The organism is Hamadaea tsunoensis DSM 44101, from assembly GCF_000428945.1.
In the GTDB taxonomy this organism is placed as follows: domain Bacteria; phylum Actinomycetota; class Actinomycetes; order Mycobacteriales; family Micromonosporaceae; genus Hamadaea; species Hamadaea tsunoensis.
In genome coordinates, this window is the sequence record NZ_AUAX01000018.1 from 146,632 (window position 1) to 170,457 (window position 23,826).

At 70.1% G+C, this 23,826-nt stretch carries 19 protein-coding genes; 6 read left to right on the top strand and 13 right to left on the bottom strand.

The genetic code is table 11. From position 1 onward, the window contains the following. Positions 1–51: 51 nt before the first annotated feature. The gene (infA, locus tag G401_RS0124680) at positions 52–276 is read right to left on the bottom strand and encodes a translation initiation factor IF-1 (RefSeq protein WP_027344591.1); all 225 of its coding nucleotides are present in this window, start codon (positions 274–276) and stop codon (positions 52–54) included. Positions 277–331: 55 nt separating this feature from the next. Continuing rightward, positions 332–1,150: a GNAT family N-acetyltransferase gene (locus G401_RS0124685; protein WP_027344592.1), complete on the bottom strand. Its 819-nt coding sequence runs from the start codon at positions 1,148–1,150 to the stop codon at positions 332–334. 191 nt (positions 1,151–1,341) lie between these two features. On the opposite strand from G401_RS0124685, the gene G401_RS0124690 reads away from it, so the two are divergent. Further along, positions 1,342–1,548, top strand: coding sequence for an RNA-binding S4 domain-containing protein (locus G401_RS0124690; protein WP_027344593.1), 207 nt, complete (start codon positions 1,342–1,344; stop codon positions 1,546–1,548). A 28-nt stretch (positions 1,549–1,576) separates the two neighbouring features. On the opposite strand, the gene G401_RS0124695 is transcribed toward G401_RS0124690, so the two are convergent. Then, positions 1,577–2,080 carry an Lrp/AsnC family transcriptional regulator gene (locus G401_RS0124695; protein WP_027344594.1) on the bottom strand — a complete coding sequence of 168 codons (504 nt, stop codon included), beginning with the start codon at positions 2,078–2,080 and terminating at the stop codon, positions 1,577–1,579. 109 nt (positions 2,081–2,189) lie between these two features. Here G401_RS0124695 and G401_RS0124700 point away from each other — a divergent pair, with 109 nt between their 5' ends. Beyond that, positions 2,190–3,356: a trans-sulfuration enzyme family protein gene (locus tag G401_RS0124700; protein WP_027344595.1), complete on the top strand. Its 1,167-nt coding sequence runs from the start codon at positions 2,190–2,192 to the stop codon at positions 3,354–3,356. Positions 3,357–3,398: 42 nt separating this feature from the next. On the opposite strand, the gene G401_RS53275 is transcribed toward G401_RS0124700, so the two are convergent. From G401_RS53275 to G401_RS0124715, 3 genes are all read right to left on the bottom strand, one after another. Then, positions 3,399–4,745 (bottom strand): LamG-like jellyroll fold domain-containing protein, encoded by a 1,347-nt coding sequence (locus G401_RS53275; RefSeq protein ID WP_051367106.1) that lies wholly within the window; start codon positions 4,743–4,745, stop codon positions 3,399–3,401. Between the two features lie 208 nt (positions 4,746–4,953). After that, positions 4,954–7,230: a WD40/YVTN/BNR-like repeat-containing protein gene (locus tag G401_RS0124710; protein WP_027344596.1), complete on the bottom strand. Its 2,277-nt coding sequence runs from the start codon at positions 7,228–7,230 to the stop codon at positions 4,954–4,956. Between the two features lie 83 nt (positions 7,231–7,313). Further along, positions 7,314–9,122, bottom strand: a complete 1,809-nt coding sequence (locus G401_RS0124715) for a bifunctional metallophosphatase/5'-nucleotidase (RefSeq protein WP_027344597.1) — start codon at positions 9,120–9,122, stop codon at positions 7,314–7,316. Positions 9,123–9,482: 360 nt separating this feature from the next. On the opposite strand from G401_RS0124715, the gene G401_RS53280 reads away from it, so the two are divergent. Beyond that, positions 9,483–10,340 carry a hypothetical protein gene (locus tag G401_RS53280; RefSeq protein WP_051367107.1) on the top strand — a complete coding sequence of 286 codons (858 nt, stop codon included), beginning with the start codon at positions 9,483–9,485 and terminating at the stop codon, positions 10,338–10,340. A 5-nt stretch (positions 10,341–10,345) separates the two neighbouring features. Here G401_RS53280 and G401_RS0124725 read toward each other — a convergent pair whose 3' ends face one another. The 6 genes from G401_RS0124725 to G401_RS0124750 form a co-directional block, all read right to left on the bottom strand. Further along, on the bottom strand, positions 10,346–12,094 hold the full coding sequence (locus G401_RS0124725) for a cation:proton antiporter (protein ID WP_027344598.1): 1,749 nt from the start codon (positions 12,092–12,094) through the stop codon (positions 10,346–10,348). 25 nt (positions 12,095–12,119) lie between these two features. Beyond that, positions 12,120–13,694: a GMC oxidoreductase gene (locus G401_RS0124730; RefSeq protein ID WP_027344599.1), complete on the bottom strand. Its 1,575-nt coding sequence runs from the start codon at positions 13,692–13,694 to the stop codon at positions 12,120–12,122. After that, entirely contained in the window at positions 13,691–15,661 is a 1,971-nt protein-coding gene (locus tag G401_RS0124735; protein WP_084557571.1) for a glycoside hydrolase family 15 protein, read from the bottom strand. Before G401_RS0124735 ends, G401_RS0124730 begins: the two co-directional genes overlap by 4 nt. Next, a complete protein-coding gene (gene zwf, locus G401_RS0124740) occupies positions 15,658–17,058 on the bottom strand; it encodes a glucose-6-phosphate dehydrogenase (RefSeq protein WP_027344601.1) in 1,401 nt (466 codons plus the stop codon). Before zwf ends, G401_RS0124735 begins: the two co-directional genes overlap by 4 nt. Positions 17,059–17,061: 3 nt before the next feature. Beyond that, positions 17,062–18,396, bottom strand: a complete 1,335-nt coding sequence (locus tag G401_RS0124745) for an NAD(P)/FAD-dependent oxidoreductase (protein ID WP_027344602.1) — start codon at positions 18,394–18,396, stop codon at positions 17,062–17,064. A gap of 87 nt (positions 18,397–18,483) precedes the next feature. Continuing rightward, positions 18,484–19,065 carry a hypothetical protein gene (locus tag G401_RS0124750; RefSeq protein WP_034592981.1) on the bottom strand — a complete coding sequence of 194 codons (582 nt, stop codon included), beginning with the start codon at positions 19,063–19,065 and terminating at the stop codon, positions 18,484–18,486. 152 nt (positions 19,066–19,217) lie between these two features. On the opposite strand from G401_RS0124750, the gene G401_RS0124755 reads away from it, so the two are divergent. The 3 genes from G401_RS0124755 to G401_RS0124770 all read left to right on the top strand — a co-directional run bounded on the left by G401_RS0124755 (position 19,218) and on the right by G401_RS0124770 (position 22,876). Further along, complete coding sequence (locus G401_RS0124755) at positions 19,218–20,609, top strand: cytochrome ubiquinol oxidase subunit I (protein WP_027344604.1); 1,392 nt, start codon at positions 19,218–19,220, stop codon at positions 20,607–20,609. Positions 20,610–20,616: 7 nt separating this feature from the next. After that, complete coding sequence (gene cydB / locus G401_RS0124760) at positions 20,617–21,627, top strand: cytochrome d ubiquinol oxidase subunit II (RefSeq protein WP_027344605.1); 1,011 nt, start codon at positions 20,617–20,619, stop codon at positions 21,625–21,627. An 808-nt stretch (positions 21,628–22,435) separates the two neighbouring features. Next, a complete protein-coding gene (locus G401_RS0124770; protein ID WP_027344606.1) occupies positions 22,436–22,876 on the top strand; it encodes an MmcQ/YjbR family DNA-binding protein in 441 nt (146 codons plus the stop codon). A 109-nt stretch (positions 22,877–22,985) separates the two neighbouring features. Here the strand turns inward: G401_RS0124770 and G401_RS0124775 are convergent, their stop codons facing one another. After that, positions 22,986–23,825 (bottom strand): PhzF family phenazine biosynthesis protein, encoded by an 840-nt coding sequence (locus G401_RS0124775; RefSeq protein WP_027344607.1) that lies wholly within the window; start codon positions 23,823–23,825, stop codon positions 22,986–22,988. Between the last annotated feature and the right edge of the window lies 1 nt (position 23,826).

Sequence of the window (23,826 nt, forward strand, 5' to 3'; positions counted from 1 at the left end):
CGGCCGGCACGCCGGGCTGGGACGCCCCGGTCGTGCCGGCCGGTGCCGGTGTCAGCCGCGGTAGCGGAACATGATCCGGCCGCGGTCGAGGTCGTAGGGACTGATCTCCACCAGTACGCGGTCGAACGGAAGGATCTTGATGTAGTTCTTCCGTATCTTGCCGCTGATGTGCGCCAGAACCTTGTGCCCGTTCTGGAGTTCGACCGTGAAGTTCGCGTTGCGAAGGCACTCGATGACGATGCCCTCCAACTGGATGCCGCCGTTCGCTCTGGCCATGTTCATTGCTCCATTCGTTGCTCAGTGCCACGTTCGTCGATGCGGGAAGGCGGGGTCACCGCAGCACCAGTTCCAGGTTGCTGCTCGTACGCGTGGCGCCGGCGCCTTCGAAGAGCGCGATCGCCGCGCTGTTGGACTGGTGGACATCCGCCGAGGCCGTGGTGTTCCCGCGCTGGTGGGCCCAGCCCAGCACCTCGGCGAGCAGCAGCCGGGCGATGCCGCGCCGGCGGTGGTCGGACCGGACCGCGATCAGGCCGATCCGCGGCTGGCGCGGCAGCGGCGTGACGCGTACCAGTCCCACGTAGTGGCCGGCGGCCACGGCCACGGCATAGTTCGCCGGCCTCGGCCGCAGCCGGCCGTCCGGACCGGACAGGACCTCCGCCGGCATCGTGTGCCAGCCGACGGTGGCCTCGATCTCGTCGTGGATGGCGCTGTCCAGCGCGTGCAGAAGACCGCCGTCGGCCTCGCCGAGCGCCAGTACCGTCACGCCGTCCGGCGACGACGGCGCGCCCAGACCCGTGAGCCGGGGATCGGTGGGCACGACGTACTCCCACTCACGGCGGCGGGGGGCGAAGCCGGCCCGCTCCCACTGAACGATCAGGTCGAGATCGGCCTCGTCGACGACCGTGTACAGCGGCCTCGGCAGCTCGGCCAGCATCGCGTACGCGAGCTGGTCGAAGACCGCACCGTGCCAGGCGTCGACGCTGAGGAACAGCCGCCCGTCAGGACGGCGGGACACCTCGGCGCGGCCGACGACCTCGTCGTCCTCCAGGGCGTGCCAGTGCCGCTCGGCGATCCTGGTGACGGCTGCGGCGTGTTCGCCGGTGCCCGAAGGAAAGGGTGCGGAGGGAAAAGGTAGATGTGTGGAATCCATGACGTCTCGCCTCTCGGAAGATCCTGTGCAGGAGCTCCCGGGCGAGACCTTCGTCAGACGCCAGACCGTGACGACAGGGGGAGCACCCACATCGAAACAACGTTCACGGTGCTCACCTCCTCGCGCGAATGTCACGGCTGGTCGACAGGCTACCCGGGCGGCCCGGAATCCGTCCACGGAATAATGGCGGCATGAGAGACGTACCGATCCGCGACGACATGATTCGCCTGGGGCAGTTCCTCAAGCTGGCCGGCGCCATCGATTCGGGCGGCGAGGCCAAGACCGCCATCGCCGCGGGCGAGGTGCAGGTCAACGGGGAGGCGGAGTCGCGCCGGGGTCGGCAGCTGCACCGTGGCGACGTCGTCGGCATCGACGGAGAACAGCTCCGCGTCGCCTGAGGTCCCTGTCGCCTGAAATCCCCTCCCGTCACGCGAGCGGGACTTCGCCGCGTACGTGTTCGAAGATGAGGCTTGTCTCCGCGTGCGCCACTTCGGGCAGCGCCACGATCCGGTCGAGGACCACGTCCCGCAGTCCGGCCGGATCGCCGACCGCCACGTGCAGGAGATAGTCCGTCGATCCCGTCACGTGGTAGACGGACAGGACGCCGGGCAGTTTCGGCGCGATGGCGCGGAAGCGGTCCACGGCTTCACGGTCGTGGGCCGCCAGGCGTACCGAGACCATCGCCTGGATCGGGCGGCCGAGCAGGGCCAGGTCGAGGTCGGCGTGAAAGCCCCGGATCACGCCGCGTTCGCGTAGCGCGCGCAGCCGGGCCAGGCAGGTCGAGGCGGCGATGCCGAGCGCTTCGGCGAGGGCCGCGTTCGGCAGGCGGCCGTCGTTGCTGAGCAGGTCGATGAGGCGCCGGTCGAGGTCGTCGAGACCCTGGGGGCGCGGTGTCGGCGGCGGCCCGGTGCGGCGAGGTTCGTTCGGCATCGGCTCAGTATGGCCGAGGCCGCGGATCGAAATCTTCGGCATGCGCGACAATCGCCGAAGATTATGCGGAACTCTTGCCGAGGATGGGCGGAGTGTTCACGATTCGGGCATGATTTCCGCCAACACGAGGACGGCCGCGGTGCACGCGGGCCGGCGCGACCTGGGCGAGCTGGGTGTGCACGTGCCGCCGATCGACCTGTCCAGTACGTACCCGCTGCCGGACCTGGTCAAGGGCGGCGAATCGTATGACGCGCTGGCCGGCGGCGATCCGCCGCCCGCCGATGGAAGCCTTGTGTACCAACGGTTGTGGAATCCGACGGTGGCCCGGTTCGAGACCGGGCTGGCCGAGCTGGAAGGTACCGGCGAGGCGGTGGCCTTCGCGTCCGGGATGGCGGCGTTCACCGCCTGCCTGCTCGCCTCGGTGGCGGCCGGTACGCCGCACATCGTCGCGGTACGCCCGCTCTACGGCGGATCCGATCACCTGCTGGCGACGGGACTGCTCGGGACCGCGGTGAGCTGGGCGTACCCGGAGGAGATCGAGACGGCGCTGCGGCCGGACACGGGCCTGGTGGTGGTCGAGACCCCGGCGAACCCGGACCTGCGGCTGCTGGACCTCGCGGACGTGAAGCGGCGGGCCGGTGACGTCGCGGTGCTGGTGGACAACACGTTCGCGACGCCGGTGCTGCAGCGGCCGGCGGAACACGGCGCGGACCTGGTGCTGCACTCGGCGACCAAGTTCCTGGGCGGCCACGGCGACGTCGTCGCCGGGGTGGTCGCCTGCGGCGGGGAGTGGGCGCGGCGGCTGCGGCCGATCCGGGCGATCACCGGCGGGCTGCTGCACCCCTGGGCGGCCTACATGCTGCACCGGGGGTTGCAGACGCTGCCGGTACGCGTCCACGCGGCGCAGGAGGGCGCGCTGAAGCTGGCGAACCGGCTCGCCGCGCATCCGGCCGTGACGAAGGTGCACTACCCGGGCCTGGCCGAATGCGACCCGCACGGGCTGGTCGGGCGGCAGATGGCCGGGCCGGGCGCGGTCCTGTCGTTCGAGGTGGACGGCGGGTTCGAGCGGGCCTTGCAGGTCGCGTCGCGCTGCCGGCTGATCACCCGCGCGGTGTCGCTGGGCGGCGTGGACACGCTCATCCAGCACCCCGCGTCGCTGACGCACCGGCCGGTGACCGAGGACGCCAAGCCGGTCGCGGGCCTGCTGCGGGTGTCGGTCGGGCTGGAGGACCCCGACGACCTCTGGGCCGACCTGTCGCACGCGCTCGCGGACTGACCGGCGCCGGGGGACCTGCGGCGGGCAGGTCCCCCGGCCGGATCACATGGCGGCGTAGTGGGCCGCGATACGCGTACCTGAGAGCTCGTAGTTGTAGACCGCCACCTTGCCGATCGCACCCTCGAAGTACGACGCGAAGTCCCGCGTGGCGATCCGGAACGGCGCGGTGCCGTTGCCGGGGACGATGGCGTAGTCCTGGAGGCTGTCCTGGTCGCGCAGGACGCCGTTCTTGTAGATCTTGGTGTATCCGGTCGGATAGGCGCCGCTCACGTTCGTGGTGTTGATGACGAGCGTGTAGTGGATCCACTGGCCGGCGGTCACCGTGTCCTGGAAGTAGCTGCCGGCGCCGAGCCCGCCGCCGAGGTTGAAGGAGTAGCCGGAGATCCGGTTGGGGCGGCTCTCGCTGTTGGTGAGGGAGTACATCCGGGCCGCGTACTCGTGCTGGCCGGTGGTTCCCTTGCCCATCCAGTGCACATAGCCGGTGCTCTCCTGGTGGGAGAACTGCAGCACGTCGGGGCGCAGCCACGCCTCGACCGTGATCTGGCCGGTGCCGGGGATGCTCAGGTAGTCGCCGTCGGCGATCGTGGCGTACTGCGTGCTGCCGTTGAACTTGGTGGCCGGGTCGCCGTTGGGCAGCGTCGTGGCGGTCGGCGAGCCGGTGTAGGTGCCGGTGTGGCCGTGGCCGGTGGCGTCCGCGACGACGGTGCCGCCGTCGCCGAGCCGCCAGTACGCGGCGGGGGAGTCCGCGAGCACCGCGGTGTCGTACGCCGATCCCGCGGGCGGGGCCGCGACGTCGGCGGCCGTGAAGTTGTCGGTGCGGACGTCGCCGTCGAAGGAGATGACGCCGACCCGGCCCGCGGTCAGCCCGGTGGTGGTCGTGCTCAGCTGCTCGACGCCGTTCACGGCCAGTCGCAGGGTGCTGCCGCCGACGCTCGCCCCGAGGTGGTACCAGGTCCCCGTGTCGAGCGTGTACGCCTTGCTCGCCAGCACCGTGAGCGTTCCGCCGATCTTCTTACTGATCTTCAACTGCCCGTCCTCGTAGATGAACAGGTAGTAGTTGTTGGTGTCGGTGTAGCGGGCCATCAGGCCGGCGGTGCGGTCGGTCGCGGTCGACCAGCTCGCCACCTTCAGATCGGCCTGGACGTCGACGTCGGTGGACGCGGGATCGCCGACGACCGCGCGGGCGGCGCTCGACGTGGTCCGGTAGTCCTTCGACCCGTCGGAGACGACCGAGTAGGCGCCGGTCACGACCGTGAAGCCGTCGGCGGTGCCGTCCTCGAAGTCCTCGTGCACCGCCGTGGCGGCCGCGGCGGGCAGCGGCACCGCGAGCACGGACGCGGCCGCCGCGCTCGCGAGGGCCAGAATGCTCGTTCTGCGGGCGGATCTCATCTGCGTGAACCTCCTGGGTGCCGCTGACGCAGGTCATCGGCCCGGCGCGGATCGCATAGGCCGGTGTCGAAGCCTACGGCGGCGGCCGCGGCCTGTCGTCCAACCAGGACGGTAGGCCGGGTGTCATCCTGCGCGGTACGCCGGATCGGACGGCCACCGGCCGCGACCGTTGCCAGGCCGCGGCCGGTGCAGTCCCGCCGAACGGACCTCAGCAGGGTTCGCCGAGGATGATGCCGCGCCCGTTGGTGGACACGTAGACCCGGCCGTGGACGCGCGGGTCGCCGGTGATCGCCGCGCCGGTCCAGGCGTACTGGTGGCGGTCGTCGTTCACGCGTATCCAGTGGGCGCCGCCGTCGTCGGACCGGAAGATCCCGCGTACGCCGCGCACCTTCGCGCTGCTGAACAGGGCCGGGTACGCCGACCGGGGCGCCGCCTTCCCGAAGCCGATGTTGTCGGCCTCCTGCACCGCGGGGATCCGGCGGAAGGTCGTGCCGCCGTCGACCGAGTGCCACAGGCCGTAGGCGAGACCGGTCTTGCCGCCGGCCAGCCAGACGTCGCCGGCCACGCCGGGCAGCGCCTTGAACCGGACGTCGCCGTCGGCGGGCAGCCCGGTCGCCGCGGTCGGGGCGAAGGAGGCACCGCCGTCCGAACTGGCGTAGAAGACGCCGCCGCTGAACGCGTAGAAGACCGACGGGTTCACCCGGTCGGCTTCGACACCGGCCTGGGCCGGCAGCCCGGTCACGGCGGTCCACGTGGCACCGTCGTCTGTGGACCGGCAGACCGGGGCGCCGTCGGGTGACCAGAGAACGCTGCCGCCGTCGGCGCTCACCGCGATCCGGCCGCCGCCGGTGATCCCGTCGGGCTGTGTCGCCGCGGGGGACCAGGTCGTGCCGCCGTCGCGGGAGATGCCGAACCGCGTACCGCTGGTGGGATTGCCGACGCGCACGATGACGGCCGCCGCCGTGCCGGCGAAGTCGAGGCTGGTCGTGCTGCCGTGCGTGGGGTTGGCGTACATGAGGCCGGGGTGGGCGAAGTCGTGGTGCACGAAGCCGCCGACGTCGCCGACGGCCGACAGCAGGTGCGCGCCGGCCGGCGGGCTGATCAGGTCCAGCACGGCGGTCTCCTCCAGACCCCGGGCGGTGACCGCGAAGTGGACGGTCGCGCCGGCGTCCCAGTCGGTGAGGTTGCGCGTACCGTAGATCGTCGCGCCGGTGCCGTAGAGCAGGCGGTCGGAGTCGAACGGGTCGATCTCCAGGGACTCGGTCATCCAGCCCAGCTTCGGCGCCTCCTCCGGCAGCGCGGGCGTGGCGTTCCAGGTGAGCCAGGGCGCGTCGGTGATGTCGAGGTCGTAGCGCTTGACCCGGTCCGGCCACGCGCCCCAGTCCCAGGCGCGCGTCCACGTCGCGCCGCGGTCGGTGCTGCGGAAGAAGACGACGTCCGGCCACCAGGCGATCTGGGTCGCGACCATGACGGTGTCCGGGTTCTGTCGGTCGACGGTCAGGCCCGAGTAGCCCCAGCCGGAGTTCTCCGGAGTGACGTCGGTCCACACGCCGGTCGCCAGGTCGAGCCGCTGCACCTGCCCGCCGCCGCCGTCGTAGGGTCCGCCGGTGTCGCTGGTCGCCAGGTAGAGCTGGCCGCCCTCGTGCTCGAGGACGCCCTTGTGCGGGAGGAAGCCGGTGGGCGTACCGGGGACCGCCGACCAGGTCGCGCCGCCGTCGGTCGAGCGGTACAGCGGGTTGGCCTTGTCGGCCACGCCGACGTAGATGTCCTGCGTCTTGCGGCGCCGCCCGCCCGTACGCGGATCGAACAGCACCCACAGCACGCCCTGCAGATCGTTGGAGTAGCCGCTGGTGTCGTTCGGGTCCGCCCGGTAGGTGCCGGGGTTGGGGAAACTGTCCACCTGGGACCAGGTGACGCCGCTGTTCGTGCTGCGCCACAGGCCGTTGCCGCTCGGCGTACCCAGATAGATGTTCTCGTTGCGGTGCGGGTCGACGGCCAGGCGCTCGCCCATGCCGCGGCCGGGCATGTTGCCGCCGAGCTTGAACGGCAGCTCGGTGGCCTGCCAGGTGCGGCCCCGGTCGCGCGAGCGCAGGACGGCGCCGGTGCCGGGGTCCCAGTCGTTGGTGTACGTGCCGACCGCGAGGTAGACGCGGTCGGGATCGGCGGTGTCGGTGGCCAGGCTGGCCACGCCGGTCCAGCCCCAGTGGTCCCAGTCGACCCAGTCCAGGAGCGGGACCCACCGGCTCGTGCCCGCGTTCCAGCGGTACGCGCCGCCGATGTCCGTACGCGCGTAGACGAGGCCGGGCTCGGACTGGTTGAAGACGATGCCGGGGACGAAGCCGCCGCCGACGATCTCGACATTGCTCCATGTGTACGCGGTGGGCGGCCCGGCCAGTGCCGGCCTCGCGAGGGCGGTCGTGGACGCGGCAGCGCCGAGGGCACCGGCGGTGAGCAGTCCACGGCGCGAAACCTTCAGATGTCTCATGGTCCTATAGTTTGGCGTCCAAACTAACTAAACGGAAGAGGGCCGGGCGATCGACGACCGCCCGGCCCGCCCCGGAAGCAGGATCAGAAGACCGGTACGCCTTCGCGGACCAGCCGCCAGTTCGGCACGAAGAAGTCGGCCGGGTCGATGGCGCCCTTGGCCTGCGCCCAGTCGATGAGCAGCTGGCGGATCTCCTTCTGCTCGTTGTAGACCTGGGTCTTCACCACGCCGGGGAAGTTGCCGCCGCCGCTGCGCCGGTAGTTGTTCACCGCGATGACGAACTGGTCGGTGTCGGCCACCGGGGTGTCCGTGCCGCCGTGGGTCAGCTTGGTGATGCGCTGCCCGACCGGCTTGCTGATGTCGATGTCGTAGTCGACGCCGGACAGCGTGTCGTAGTTGTAGTCCGGGACCGCCGGGTCGTTGATCGCCTCGGGGTCGACCGCGGCGCCGACCGCCAGCGTGCGGAAGTACTTCGCCGAATACTCCAGGTACGCCTTCACCTCGGCGCCGGTGATCGGCACCGCTTCCAGGGTGTTGTCGTAGATGTAGAGCCCGGCGACGTCCTTGATCTTCACATCGCCGGCCGGGAAGACCGCCGTGCGGCTGAACGGGGCCGCGATCGAGAGCACCGGCAGGCTCGCGTACTGGGTGCCGGTCAGGGCGGCCGCGACGGTGTCGGTCTGCACCTTGTTGATGTAGTCGAGGATCGGGGTGTCCTTGTACCGGGACTCGGCCGCCGACAGTTCGACCACCGACTGGGCCACGACCTGGTTCACGTACGCGACGGTCTTGTTGTGCTGGGCGCGTACGGCGGCGAGCACCTGGGGGTCCTCGACGACGGTGTTGGTGTTGAGCATGGTGGACTGCTTGCTCGTGATGCTCCACGCGCCGTGCTCGCGGCTGAGCGTGAAGTCCATCCGGGTCAGCCGCTCGCCCCACTTCGACGGCTCGGAGAGCAGGACCTGCTCGCCGGTGATGTCGTTGGTGACGAACCGCTGGGCGATCTCGTTGTGCGCGTGGCCGAACAGGATCGCGTCGATGCCGGGCACCTGCTGGGCGATCAGCGCCGACGGGTTCTCGTTCGGCAGCTCCGGCCCGTAGCTCGACGTTCCGCTATCGCCGCCGTGCGCGGACACCAGGACGATGTCGGCGCCGCGGGCCCGCATGATCGGGACCCACTTCAGGGCGGTCGCGATCATGTCCTTGAAGAGCAGCTTGCCCTCGACGTTGCCCCGGTCCCAGATGGCCACACCCGGGTTGGTCAGGCCGAGGATGCCGACCCGCAGGGTCGGCGCGCCCTTGCCGAGGTCGACCTTCTTGATGATGTACGGCGTGAACGCGGGCTGGCCGGTGGCGGCGTCGACGGCGTTGGCGGCGAGCGCGGGGAAGCCGAGCTGGCGGATCCACAGGTGCAGCAGCGGCAGGCCGTAGTTGAACTCGTGGTTGCCGAGCGTGACGGCGTCGTAGTCGATGATGTTCATCGAGCGGGCCATCGGGTGCGTCTCACCCGTCGACGTGATCGGCTCCTGCTTGGCGTAGTACGTCGCCAGCGGGGTTCCCTGGATCGTGTCGCCGGCGTCGAGCACGAGCGTCGCCTTGCCGCACCGCTCGGCCCGGATCTGGTGGATCAGCGTGGCCAGCTTCGCGACGCCGACGTCGTTGTGCGCGCTGTCGTCGTACTCCTTGTCCTTGTAGTAGTCCCAGTTGTAGACGTTGCCGTGGATGTCCGACGTGCCGAGCAGGGTGAGGTCCCAGGTCCTGGCCTTCGAGGACCCTGCGTTCGAGGGTGATGCCGCGTTCGCCGGCGTCGCGGCGACGAGCGGGGCCGCCGCGATCGCCGCCGCGGCGGCGAGAACCTGGCGGCGGGACGAGCCGATGGGGGGATTGGTCATCGTGCGCCTTTCCTTGATGATCTCCGCGCTTGTTGAGCGCCATCGCACCCTAACGACCGATCAGAGGACTCGCGAGCTGGGGCTCGATCAGGCGTCGAGCTGCCATCGGCGGGCCACCGCCCGGCTGCCCGCCGTTCATGCGCGCCTCGACATCGCGACCGTGCGGCGGCCGAGGCCGTCCCGTGCGCGCCGGCCCCTGGGAGTCGGGCTGGGCGAGCCGGGCTGGGCGAGCCGGGCTGCGTGAAAGGAAACGCGCGTCGGTTGAGCGGTGCGACGGTACAGGTGATTTATATTCTTGGTGAAAATTTCCTTATCGGAGAAATTGCCGGATATCTCGCTGGTCGTCGTGAAGGATCCGAAATGCCACTAGCAGCTGCCCGTTTCCGGCTGGCCAGTCCGGCCGCGACCGCCGCGGCACTGGCCGCCCTCGGCGCCTTGAGCGCGTGCAGTGCGGGGCAGATCTCCGAAACCGCGTACATGCATGCGGCCGTGCCGGGTGTCAGCCAGAACTTCACCGTCAACGGAGACACGCAGGCACCCGCCGCCAGCATCGCCCTGCGCAACATGCTCATCGTCTACGGCGGAGTGAACGGCTATCCGGCGGGCGGCGGCGCGCCGCTGCAGCTCAGCATCTTCAACAACACGCCGAACCCGATCAAGGTGACCATGAGCGCGCCGGAGATCGCGTCCGGCATCAGCATCCGGGACAACCCCACGGCGTCAGGGGCCGCCGCCGCGGCCTCCGCCGAGCCCGGCGCCAGCGCGTCCGCGCAGCCCAGCGCCAGCGCCAGCGCGAGTGTGTCCGCGCAGCCCAGCGCGAGTGTGTCCGGACAGCCCAGCGCCAGTGCGTCCGCGAGTGCGACTGCGAGTGCGTCGGCACAGGCCAGCGCCCCGGCCTCCGCCGGCAGCTCCGTGACCGTGGTCGTGCCGGTCAACGGCTTCGCGACGTTCGGACCGCACTCGGCCCAGTCCCTTGTCCTGTCCGGCCTGAAGAGCGCCATCCAGGGCGGCGGCGTGGTGAACGGCATCCGGTTCCGGTTCGAGACCGGGCAGGGCCTGCAACTCCAGGAACAGCCGGTCGCGCCGGCGCCGGGCGCGTCGCCCGTCAACGCCCCCTGCGTCTTCGAGAGCGACACGGCGGTCTGCCGCGCGCCGGTCGGCGTACCCGTGGACGCGCCGCCTCGTGCGGCCCCGGTCGTCACGGGCGCGGGCGAGTAGCCCCGTCAGCCCTCCGCGGCCGCGCCGGCTCCGTCGGTGAGAACGATGGCGGTGTCGCCCGGCAGCGCCTCCGGTACGCGGTCCCGGGTCACCGGATCGAGGCTGCCGTCCCTGCGTACGCGGAAGAGCAGCTCGCCCTCGGCGGCGCCGGCGGCGATGCGGTGGCCCTCGGCGTACCGCCGGGTGATGGCGTCCCGGGTGAGGCCCGGGCCGAACAGGAGCGGGGCGTCGTCGGGAGCGACCGGTACGCCGTCGCGCGCGGGAGCGAGGCGGTGGACGGGACCGTGCACGGCGCTGCGCAGGAGGACGGCCGCCAGGTTGTTGAAGTCGTCCTCGTCGGTGAGCAGGAGGACGCTGGTGACGCCCTCGATCTGGACGGCCGGGTCGCCGACGTCGGAGAGCAGCTCGCCGGGTGCGAGTTCGAGGCCGGCGGCGCGGATGTCCTGCCGCTGGCCCGGGTGGCCCGCCCAGAGGACGACCTCCAGCCCCAGGCGGCGCAGGGCGTGGGCGAGGTCGACGACCCAGGCGTCACCGCCGACGAGCATGGGCCGCGACCGTGCGGTGCGCACGACCCCCAGCAGGCGCGCGGCGGGCGCGGCGGTGAGCCCGTAGAGCGTGACCGTCGCGACGATGACGAGGAACGTGGCCGGCAGGATCTTCTCGGCGCCGGCGAATCCGTGGCTCTGCAGCGACGGCCCGAACTCGGCGGCGGTGGCCGCCGCGACGATGCCCCGGGGCGCCATCCATCCGATGAAGGCGCGCTCCCGCCCCGGCACGTCCGTCCGCACCGTCGACAGGTACGCGACCAGCGGCCGCACGACGAGGATCAGCCCGGCGGTGACGGCGAGGACCGGCAGGATCAGTCCCCGCAGGGAGGCCGGGGTGACGGTGGCCGAGATCGAGACGAACAGCACGCCGATGATCAGCTGGACGAGCGTCTCGAAGAACGGCCGCCGCCCGGAGATGCCGAACGCCTGGATGCTGGCCAGGGCGAGGCCCATGAGGACGGCCGCGAACAGGCCGCTGTCGTCGCGGACGATGTCGCACGCGGCCGCGATGCCGACCACGACGGCCAGCTGGACCAGCGTGCCCAGGATCTCGCCGAGCCGCAGGCGGTTCAGCGCCAGCCACAGCAGCCCGGTGCCCAGGGCGGCGCCGAGCACCCCGAGGGCGAGGCTGCCGCCGAAGTGCGCCACGCCGGCGGCCACCTGATGCTGCCCGCCCGCGACGACGGCATGGAACACGAGCGCGCCGAGGACGCCGCCGACCGGGTCGACGAGCGCGCCCTCCCAGCCCAGGATGTGCTGCAGTCGTTCGGCCGGGCGTACGTGGCTGAGCAGGGGTCCGACGACGGTCGGCCCGCTCACCACGAGGATCGCCCCGATCATGAGCGCCGCCTGGTGGGACAGGCCGAGCAGCCACAGCGCCAGCAGCGCCGCGCACACCCAGGTGAGTGTCACGCCGACGGCCAGCAGCCGGACGACCACCCGGCGATCGTGGCCCCGCAACCGGTTCAGGCGCAGTCCCAGCCCGGCGTCGTAGAGGATCACGGCCACCGCCAGGGACACCAGCGGCTGGAACGCCGAGCCGAGCAGGTTCTGCGGATTGACGGAGTCGGTCAGCGTACCCGCGACGAACCCGGCCGGCAGCAGCAGGATGAGCGCCGGAACGCGTACGCGCGACGCGAGAACCTGGGACCCGACCGCGAGGACGAGGATCAGGCCCACGCCGAGCATGACCTGGTCGCTCGTCATGGTCGGATCCCCGGGATTCGTCGGGCTACGCGGTGGCCGCCGACGCCGAGGCGCCGAGGCGTTCCAGGATGCGGTCGCCGACGCGCAGGGCGTTGGCCATCGCCGTCAGCGCCGGGTTCACCGCGCCGATGCTCGGGAAGAAGCTGGTGTCGACCACGTACAGGTTGTCCAGCTCGTGCGCCTTGCAGTCGGCGTCCAGCACCGAGGTACGCGGATCGTTGCCGAACCTGCACGTGCCGGCCTGGTGCGCGACCCCGGCGATCGGGATGTCGGTCTTCATGTACGCGTACCGGTGGGCGAGGTGGTCCTCGTGCATGCCCAGCTGCTTGAGCATCGACTTGAGCTGGTGGAAGAGCCGATTCGAGGCGGTGCTGTCCGGCGGCGTGTACGCCAGCCGCACGTTCCCGTCGGGAGCGAGCGTCACCCGGTTGTCCGGCATCGGCAGGTCTTCGGTGGACAGCCAGAAGTCCACTGCGTGCTTCGCGATGTCGGTCAGGGCGAAGGTGGGCGCGAACTTGGTCTCGATCGGCTTCTCGCCCCGGAACATCTGCTCCTGCGACTTGCCGATCATCTGGATGTTGCCCAGCGGGTAGTCGAAGTCGGGGCCGGAGAAGTAGAAGTCGTTGACCCCCAGCGTCTTCTGGAAGACGGTCGGGTTGGGCTCCTTCGACAGCGCCAGCACGGCCTGGCTGGCGTGGAACATGTAGTTGCGGCCGACCTGGTCCGAACCGTTGGCCAGGCCGCGCGGGTGCTGGTCGGTGGCCGAGGCGAGCAGCAGTTTGGCGCTGTTGGCCGCGCCGCAGGCGACGACGACGATGTGGCCCTGGTACCGCTCCTCGTGCCCCTCGTGCTCCACCACCACGGTCGTCACCGACCGGCCGCTCGCGTCGGTTTCGAGGCGTACGGCCTCGGCGTTGGTCAGCAGCTCCACATTGGACTGCGTCAGCGCCGGGCGTACGCCGAACACCTCGGCGTCGGACTTGGCGTGCAGCGGACACGGGAACCCGTCGCACTTGCCGCACTTGACGCAGGTGCTGTAGGGCCGGTTCGCCTCGTTCAGCTGTACGCCGCACGGCGCGTGGAACGGGTGCAGCCCGGCCGCGGCCAGGTCGTCGGACAGCTGCTGGATACGCGGCTCGTGCGCGACCGGCGGGAACGGGTACGGACCACTGGCCGGCGGCTCGGTCGGGTCCTCGCCGCGGCTGCCGTGCACCTGGTACATCTGCTCGGCGGCGGTGTAGTAGGGCTCCAGGTCGGCGTAGCGGATCGGCCACTCCGGCGACATCCCGCCGTAGTGCTGGATCGCGCCGAAATCCTTCTCCCGCAACCGGTACAGGGCCGCGCCGTAGAGCTTGGTCGAGCCGCCGACGAAGTAATGGACCTGTGGCTGGAAGGCCTTGCCCTTGTGGTCGTACCAGGTGTCCGGCGAGATGTAGCGGCCGTCGACGAACACCGCGCCGGTGTCCCAGTTGTCGGGCTCCCGGGGCAGCCACGAACCGCGCTCCAGCAGCAGGATCCGCTTGCCGGACGGGGCGAGCTTGGCGGCGAGCGTACCGCCGCCGGCGCCGGTGCCCACGATGATCACATCATAGATGTTCACGATATCTCCTGAACGACCTCGTCGAGGATGATGCGCCCGGCCGCCTCGATGAGGGCCAGGTGCGAGAACGCCTGCGGGAAGTTGCCGAGGTGCCGTCCGGTCTCCGTGTCGAACTCCTCCGCGTACAGGCCCAGCGGCGACGCGATCCGCAGCAGCTTCTCCATGAGGTCGCGGGCGCGCTGGATGTCGCCGATGATGGCCAGACCCGACACGAGCCAGAACGAGCAGATGAGGAACGTGCCCTCCTTGCCCGACAAGCCGTCGTCGGTCTCGTCGGTCCGGTAGCGCAGGACGAACCCGGCCTCGGTCAGGTCGTCGGCGATCGCCTCGACGGTGGCCCGCAGCCGCTCGTCGGTCGCCGGCAGGAAGCCGAAGAGCGCGGCCAGCAGCGTGGAGGCGTCCAGCGAGTCGGTCTCGTAGTGCTGGCGCAGGACGCCCTTCTCGGTCACCCCGTGGGACAGGATGTCGGCCCGGATCTCCTCGGCCGTCTCGCGCCACTGCGCGGCCAGCTTCGGGTCACCGCGTACCTCGGCGAGCTGCGAGGCCCGGTCGAGCGCCACCCAGCACATCAGCTTCGAGGAGACGTAGTGCTTGGGCTCGCCGCGCGCCTCCCAGATGCCCTGGTCGGGATTGCGCCAGATCTTGCTCGCGCACTCGGCCTGCGACTGCACGATCGGCCACAGCCGCCGCGGCAGCCGCTGGCTGCGCCGCGTGTGCATCAGGATCGAGTCCAGCACCGCGCCGTACACGTCGTTCTGCTTCTGGTTGTACGCGCCGTTGCCGACGCGTACCGGGGAGGCGCCGGCGTATCCGGTCATGTGGTCCAATGTGTACTCGGTGAGGTCGCGGCGGCCGTCGATGCCGTACATGATCTGCAGGGAGCCGTCCTCGGCCGGTTCGAGGTCCGCCACGAACTGCATGAACTCGTCGGCCTCCCAGTCCATGTTGAGCCAGTGCAGCGCCTGCAGCGTGAACGTGGTGTCGCGGATCCAGGTGAAGCGGTAGTCCCAGTTCCGTTCGCCGCCGGGCGTCTCCGGCAGCGAGGTCGTCAGCGCCGCGACCGTCGCGCCGGTGGGCATGTAGGTCAGGCCCTTGACGGTCAGCGCGGAACGCTGCAGGCTCTCGCGCCAGCGGTGGTCGGGGATGCGGGCGTTGGACAGCCACTCGCGCCAGAACTGGCCGGTCGCGTCCAGCCGGGCGCTCGCCTCGACGAGGTCGGGCGGCGTGTAACCGTCCTTCCGCCAGGACAGCGCGCAGTACGCCCCCTCGCCTTCTTCGAGCACGTGCCGTCCGCGTACGCGGTCGCCTTCCAGGCCCAGCTTCACGTCGGAGCCGAGCCGCATCCGGAAGTCCGCCCCGGTCGCCTCGGCCACGGTGAGCCCGTCGTCGAGCAGCTGCCACGTGGCCGGCTCCCGGCCGTAGTCCAGCACGGGCTCGCAGACGATCTCGATCTCGACCCGGCCGCTGATGCAGATCGCCGTGCGTACCAGCAGGTGGTCGGCGTCCTCGTCGACCGGTGGACGCGTGTGCGGCGTGGTCTGGTCCTGGTCGTCGCGCGGGTAGATCGTCAGTGCGTCGCGGACCAGGAGCCAGCCGGTCGGCGTACGCCAGGTCGTGGTGAGCACGTGCGAGCCCGCCTCGTAATGGCGGGACACGGGATGGTGGATGCCGTACGGGCCGAACCGGAAGTTGCCCGCGCCCCGGTCGAGCAGGCTGCCGAAGATGCTCGGCGAGTCGAACCTCGGTACGCACAGCCAGTCCACGGAGCCGTCGGGCGCGACGAGCGCGCCGGTGTGGCAGTTGGACAGGAAGGCGTAGTCCTCGATGGGCGGGAACGGTGACGGTGCGGCGGCGCTCTGCGGGCCCGGCTCGGTGGCCACGCCGGCCCGGCGCAGCTTCGCCTCACGTTTCGGCTTGGAACGCGTCGGACTCTGGGTGGCGGACTTTCGGTCGGCGACTGTGGTCATGCTGCACCCCACGGTGTGTGCCAGCCGCCGGCGGCGGCGACGAGTTGATCGGCCGCGTCGGGACCCATGCTTCCCTTGGCGTACGCGTGGACCGGCGGTGGCGCGTCGAGCAGCGGCTGCATGATGCGCCACGTCTCCTCGACCCCGTCCTGCCGGGTGAACCGGGTGCTGTCGCCCCGCAGCGCGGCGTGCAGGAGGACCTCGTACGGGGTCGCGCCCTCACCGCCCTGCGCGCTGAACTCGACGTCGGCGGTCACCGTCTGCGGACCCGGGGCGTCGGCCCGCCGGGCCTCGAACCGGAACCGTACGCCGGTGGTCGGGTCGAGCTTGACCACCAGCTGGTCGGCCTCGGGGCTGTGGCCGATCGGCAGGTTCAGGCCGAGCCGGGGCGGCTGCTTGAACACCAGCCGGAACTCGGTCTGGGTCAGTGAGAGGCACTTGCCCGTGCGGATGAAGAACGGCACGCCCGACCAGCGCCAGTTGTCGATGTCGAGCCGCAGCGCCGCGTAGGTCTCCGTGGTGGAGTCCGGCGCCACCCCGTTGATCGACCGGTACCCGTCGTACTGGCCGCGCACGTAGTTGGCCGGATCGGCCGTGCCGACCGCTTTCCACAGCGCCGTCTGGGAGTTCTTGATCGTGTCGGGGTCGTGCCCGGCGGGAGCCTCCATCGCGCCCGCCGACAGCAGCTGCATCAGGTGGTTGACCACCACGTCGCGCAGCGCGCCGACCGGATCGTAGAAGTGCCCGCGATCCTCGACCCCGAAGTCCTCGGCCATCGTGATCTCGACACACTCGACGAAGTTGCGGTTCCACACCGGTTCGAACAGGGAGTTGGCGAACCGCAGGAAGATCAGCTCCTCCAGGCCCATCTTGCCGAGGAAGTGATCGATGCGGAACAGCTGCTGCTCCGGCACGTAGGCGTGCAGCTGCCCGGCCAGCTCCCGGGCGGAGGCCAGGTCGTGGCCGAACGGCTTCTCCACGACCACGCGGCCGGCGCGGATGATGTCGGCGTCGGACAGGTTCTTGATCACCATGCCGAACAGGGACGGCGGGATCTCCAGGTAGTACACCGGCGTACGCGCGTCGCCGACGGCCTTCGCCACCGCGGCGTACGTCGCGGGCTGGGAGAAGTCGCCGGCCAGATAGGACATCCGGCCCAGCAGGCGCTCGAAGACCTCCTCGTCGATCTTCTCGCCGCCCCCGGCGACGCCTTCGCCCTCGATCGCCGCGCGGGCGTGGTCGCGCAGATCCTGCGGCGTCCACGGGTCGGCAGCCACCCCGACGATCGGGCAGTCGAGCAGGTCGCGGGCCTCCAGGCGGTACAGGGAATGGAAGGTCATCACCTTGGCCAGGTCGCCGGTGATGCCGAAGATGACGAAGACGTCGGCGTTGCCCATCGCTCAGCCCTTCTGCTGCCCTTGCGATTGCTGCGATTGCTGCGATTGCGGTGCCCAGTCGATGCGGGGCATGTCGATGCGCGACGGCTCCAGCAGCGCCGCCGAGCGGTGGTGCGGACGGACGTAGAACTCCTCGGCCCAGGCGACGAACGCCTTCAGCTCGGCGCCGATGTTGCCCAGCAGCTCCGCGTGCACGCCCAGCCAGGCGGCGAAGGCCACCCGGCCGTGGATCTCGTGCCGGTGCGCGCCCATCTCGGCGACCGCCGCCTTGCGGCCGATCATCGCCATGATCCCCTTGTCGCGGTAGTGGAACGGCCGGGCGGCGCGGCCCTGCGACAGCAGCAGGATGTTCTCGGCGGCCCAGCGGCCCGCCTGCTGCGCGACACTGCCGAGCTGCGGCAGCACCTCGTCGCCGAACGGGATGTTGGCGACGTCGCCGAGCGCGAAGACCTTCGGGTGCCCGGGCACCGTCAGGTCCGGCTCCACGTCGATCCGCCCGCCCCGGCCCTGCGCCAGCCCGGCGGCACCGGCGATCGCGGCCGCCTGCTCACCGCCGCCCCACACCACCAGCCGCGTCTTGATCACCGTCCCGTCGGCGAGCGCCACGTGCTCCTCGCCCACCTCTTTCACGGGTACGCCGAGCCGCAGCTTCACGCCCCGGCGCTGGAGCTGGCGCGCGGCATAGGTTCCGGCGTCCTCGGAGAAGGCCGACAGCAGGCTGTGCCCCAGATCCACCAGGATGATCTGGGCCGCGCCCGGCGGGACGTCCGGGTACACGTGCGGCAGCACGTCGTGGACGAGTTCCGACAGGGCCCCGGCGGTCTCGACACCGGTCGGGCCGCCGCCGATCACCACGAACGTCAGGGCGCCGTCGTCGACGAGTTCCGGCTTGGCCGAGGCCTCCTCGAACAGCTGGACGATCCGGCCGCGTACGTGGCGGGCGTCCTCGACGCTGTAGAGGGGGAAGGCGTGCTCGTCGGCCCCGGGCGTGTGGAAGAAGTTCGGCCGGGCCCCGGCGGCCAGCACGATGTAGTCCGCCGCGACCGTCTCGCCGCCGTCCAGGGAAACGGTCATCGCGTCCGGATCGACACCGACGACCTCCGCCTTGCGGACGCGTACGCCGTCGGAGTGGTGGAAGATGCGTGCGAGGTCGAACCGGATGTCCTCGAATGTCAGTTCGGCCGTCGCCACCTGGTACAACAGCGGCTGGAACTGGTGGAATCCACCGCGGTCGAAGAGTTCGACGTGTGTGCCGGGCTGCTCGGCCAACCGCTTGGCGCACGCGACTCCGGCGAAACCTCCGCCGATGACCGCCACGCTCGTGTCTTTCGCGTCCATGAGATCCCCGCGATCTGTCGGGGCCGAAGCCCACTCGGCAATTCTGCCGGGGCGGACCGGCTCCGGGGCGCGAAAGGTGAAAGTCCGCTACTTTTGCCCGTCTGGTGGGTTGAGGCAGTTCGCCGGGGTGTCGTCGCCGGCGACGATGAAGTCCTGGCAGGTGACGACGTGGTTGTTGAACTGCCCGGTGAGCAGGCCGGCGACCGCCACCACGACGACGATGGCCGCGCTCGCCAGCCGCAGCCGCAGCGTCGACAGCTCGAAGTACTCCGGCGCGACGATGCGGGCCACCGCCCACAGCGTCACCGGCAGGGTCACGAGGACGAGGGTGATGAGAGCGGAGTCGATGACACGGTAGACCGAGTGCCAGTGCCCGCCGATCGGGACGATCAGCCGCCAGGCGAGCCACACGACCGGCGTCGACAGGATCGCCAGCATCCACGGCCGCACGGTGAGGTGCCTGCGCAGGACGACGGCGCCCAGCAGGAGCACGGCGGAGACGACGAAGATCTGCAGCAGCCGGTAATAGAACACCGTGTGGTACGCGCCCAGCGAGAACGCCAGGTCCCAGACCACGAGCGAGACGCCGATGGTCGTCGCGAAGAAGCCGCGCAGCTCGCCCGGGCGGCCGCTGGGGTGGCGGAAGCCGGTCAGGAGATCGTCGTCCACCTTCGGGTGGTATCGAACGATCTTCGGGGGGAATGAGCCGACGGGCCGGCTGATGCCGTGTTCGCCGCGGTTTTCTGACATTCTTCCGGCCCTCCGGTGGTCCTCGCCCTGATTTGAGGGTGAAAGTCCGTTAAGTCCACCATACTGAGTCGATGTCGAACGTAGATCTAGCGCGGTTGCAGTTCGCGATGACGTCGATCTACCACTTCCTGTTCGTGCCGGTGACGATCGGACTCGGGTTCCTGACCGCCGTCCTGCAAACCGCGTGGTACCGGCGCGGCGACGAGGCGTACCTGCGGCTGACGAAGTTCTTCGGGACGCTGCTGGTCATCAACATCGCCGTCGGCGTCGTCACGGGCCTCGTGCAGGAGTTCCAGTTCGGGATGAACTGGTCGGCGTACTCGCGGCTGGTCGGCGACATCTTCGGGGCGCCGCTGGCCATGGAGGGCCTGGCCGCCTTCTTCCTGGAGGCGACCTTCCTCGGTGTCTGGATCTTCGGCTGGAACCGCCTGCCGCGCCGCCTGCACCTCGCCACGATCTGGCTCGTCGCGATCGGCGCCGCCCTGTCGGCCGCGTTCATCATGGCCGCGAACTCGTGGATGCAGCATCCCGTCGGCTACGAGACCAACGCGAGCACCGGCCGGCCGCAGCTCAACGACATCTGGGCCGTCATGACCAACCCCGTGTTCCTGTGGGGCTACGCCCACGTCCTGCTGGCCGCCCTGGCGACCGCGGCCGTCGTCATGCTGGCCGTCTCCGCCTGGCACCTGCGCAGGAAGTCCCACGTGGACGTCTTCGGCCGCTCGGCCAAGCTGTCGCTCGCGATCCTCGTTCCGACGATGTTCCTGGCCATGTTCGTCGGCAGCGAGCTCGGGGTCGTCGAGGCCAAGTACCAGCCGATGAAGATCGCCGCGGCCGAGGCGCAGTGGGAGACCTGCCAGCCGTGCTCGTTCTCGGCCTTCCAGATCGGCGGCGGCAACGACGACCAGAACCCCACCAAGATCATCGCGATCCCGCACCTGCTGTCGCTGCTGGCCACCAACCACTGGAACGGCCAGGTCATCGGCCTCAACGAGCTCAACGCCCAGTACCAGCAGCAGTACGGCCCCGGCGACTACGTGCCCAACGTCTTCATCCAGTACTGGTCGATGCGGGTGATGGCGTACGCGGCGACGCTGATCCTGTTCCTCGGCCTCTGGGGACTGTGGCTGATCCACCGCGGCACCCTGGAGCGGTCGCGCCGGTTCCTGTGGCTGTCGGTGTGGGCGGTACTGCTGCCGTTCATCATGAACACGGCCGGCTGGATGCTCACCGAGAACGGCCGCCAGCCCTGGCTCGTGCAGGGCATCATGCGTACCACCGACGGGGTGTCCCCGTCCGTGGGCACGAGCTCGATCGTGGTGAGCCTGATCGTGTTCTTCCTGCTCTATCTCGTGCTGGCGATCGTCGACGTCGTCCTGATGCTGCGGTACTCCCGCCGCGAACTGCCGCCGGCGGCCACCGAGCCGGCCGGCGAACCACCCGTCCCCGCGGCGATCCAGTGAGGCATCCATGACTCTGGTCAACGTCTGGTTCATTCTCATCGCGGTCCTGTGGACGGGGTTCTTCGTCCTGGAGGGGTTCGACTTCGGAGTCGGCATCCTGCACCGCTACCTGTCGCGCGACGAGCCCGACCGGCGCACGGTCATCAACACGATCGGCCCGCTCTGGGACGGCAACGAGGTGTGGCTGGTGGTGGCCGGAGCGGCCATGTTCGCGGCCTTCCCCGGCTGGTACGCCACCATGTTCTCGGCGTTCTACCTCGCGCTGGCGCTGGTCCTCGTCGCGCTGATCCTGCGCGGCGTGTCCTTCGAGTTCCGCGGCCACGCCCGCAGCGCACGCACGCGCGGGATCTGGAGCAGCCTGCTGATCGCCGGCAGCATCGTCGCGCCCTTCCTGCTCGGGGTGGCGCTCGGCGACCTGCTGCGGGGCCTGCCCATCGGCTCCGACCAGGAGTACGCGGGCACCTTCTTCGACCTCCTCCAGCCGTACGCGCTCTGGGTCGGCGTGACGCTCGTGGCCCTGTGCGTCCTGCACGGCTCGACCTTCATCGCCCTCAAGACGACCGGCGACGTACGCGACCGGGCCAAGCGCCTCGCCCGCCGCGCCGCCCCGTTCGTGGCGGTCGTCGTGGCGGTCTACGCCATCTGGACGCACGTCATCGCCGACAAGGGCGTCCTGCCCAACCCCGTCGAGATCGCCGCCATCCTGGCCGTCGTCGCCGCGGCCTGGTTCGCCGGACAGGGCCGCGACGGCTGGGCGTTCACCCTGACGACGATCGTGATGGCGGCCGTCATCGTCTCGCTGTTCACCGAACTGTTCCCGCGCGTCATGGTCTCCACCAACGGGTCCGCGACGGACCTGACCATCTCGAACACGGCCTCGGGCAGCTACACGCTCAAGCTGATGACGATCATCTTCGTCCTCATCTTCCCGGTGGTGGCGGCGTACCAGGCGTGGAGCTACCACACCTTCCGACGCCGCCTGAACCGCACCGAGTTCGAGAACCCCACCGAGGAATAGTCCGCAATCAACTTCAAGATCACTGCCAAGATCCGGTTTGGATCAGGTTTTCGCACGTAATCTTGGCCCAAGATTCGGCTCTTCCCTTGCATGTGTGGGTCGATGGCGGTGGGGGTTCGTGTACCGCCATGGTTCTTCGGGGCTGATCGGGGGGGCAGATCAAAATCATGATCAATTTCTTGTCCCGGGTTCGTCGATCTCACTTCCGCTCCTCGCGCGGGAGACCGTTCCGGCCTCTCCGCTTCGCTCCGAGGCCTCCACTGCCAGGTGAGTGGGGCGAAGCATCGTCCGCCGCGGAACGGTCACTGTTTCACCCCGACCCGCGCCCATCCCGTGCCCGTCCCGTGTCACTCCGGCCTTTGTCTCGACTGTCCGATATGGGGCTAAGGTGGGCTTGGTGGCTTGATCATGTGACGCCATTCCGGCGGCGGGACCGTCCTGGCCTTGATCATGTGACGTCAGTTCGGCGGGAGAGCGCGATCTCACCGAACTGGCGTTACATGATCAAGGAGGTGGCCGCGATCATGTCTGGGCGGTGGGCCGTTTCCCATACCGCCCGACCTTGATCATGTCGCTGGTATATGTCGAAGTGGATGGCAAGGCCTTGATCATGTAACTCATATATGTTACTGTGGCCGTTTTTCGACATATATGAGTGACATGATCAAGGCCGATACGCGCACGCCCGGTTCCGGCCTGACGTGAACGCACGAGTCTGCGACCGGGCCGGTGATCGTCTGCGGCTGGGACGTGGATGCATCTGGGGCTGCCATCTTAAAAGGATCTTGACTTTGACTAGAGTGATGCCGTGGCCAAGCGAAAGGATCGCCCCGCCCGGGTCGACGACGTCCACGAGCTGGCGCTGGCGATGCCGCATGTGACGGTGTGGGACGGGACCGCCGAGAACCCGGTGTACCAGGTGGGCGGGAAGTCGTTCGTGTTCTTCCGCAATCCGCGGCCGGACGCGGTCGATCCGGACACCGGCGAGCGGTACGCCGACGTGATCGTCTTCTGGGTGCCTTCGGAAGCGGACAAGCTCGCGATGGTGCAGGACGAGGCGTCGCCCTACTTCACGACGCCGCACTTCGACGGGCACCGGTCGGTGCTGCTGCGGGGAAGCCGGATCGGGGAGATCTCCCGCGGCGAGCTCGCCGAGCTGATCGCGGACGCCTGGCTGTCGCGGGCCTCGAACCGGCGCGGGCAGCAGTGGTTGAAGGAGCACCCGAGGCCGGCTCAGGGCTCGCCTTGAGCGCTCGCGAAGATGACGTACGCGCGACACTCAGTCCAGGCAGAATTCGTTGCCTTCGATCGTGATCGACTTCATCGTCCCACCCTAACGCAGGGACTTCCCGGCGGAGTCAGTCCAGGGCGACGGCGGTTCCGCTGACGCCGATGCCGCTGCCGGGCTCGGCGGGGATCGTCACCGTGATCGTGCCCGGCCGGCCCAGGTCGTCGCCCTGCTGGACGGTGACCGTGGCGGGCGGGTCGATCAGGCCGAGTTCGCGCAGGTAGCCGCCGAAGGCGGCCGCGGCCGCCCCGGTGGCCGGGTCCTCGACGATTCCGCCCGGCGGGAACGGGTTGCGGGCGTGGAAGACGCCCGCCGACTCCCGCCACACGAGGTCGACGGTCGTCCAGTCCTTGCGCGCCATCAGATCCGCCAGCGCCGCGAAATCGTAGTCGAGGTCGGCGAGGCGCTCGCGGGTGGCGGCGGCGATGATCGGATGCCAGGCGCCCGCGTACGCGACGCGGGGCGGCAGTGCCGGATCGAGGTCGCCGGCCGGCCACCGCAGGGCCGACAGCAGCTCGGCGAGATCGTCGGCGGCCAGGCCGACGCTGCGCGGCGGTACGCTGACCAGCGTGGCCGAGTAGGAGCCGCCGCCGTCCACGCTCGTCGTCACCTCGACCGGACCCGCCTGGGTACGCAGCCGGAGCGTGCCGGTGCCGTGCCGCCGGGCGTACGCGACGGCGGTGGCGATCGTCGCGTGTCCGCAGAACGGGACCTCGTCGACCGGGCTGAAGTAGCGGACGTCGAAGTCGCCGTCCGGGCGGGGCAGGAGGAACGCGGTCTCCGAGTAGCCCACCTCGGCCGCGGCGGCCAGCATGGCGGCGTCGTCCACGCCGGTCGCGTCCAGCACGACGCCGGCGGGGTTGCCGCCGGCCGGATCGGCGGAGAAGGCCGCCCAGCGCAGTATTTCCACG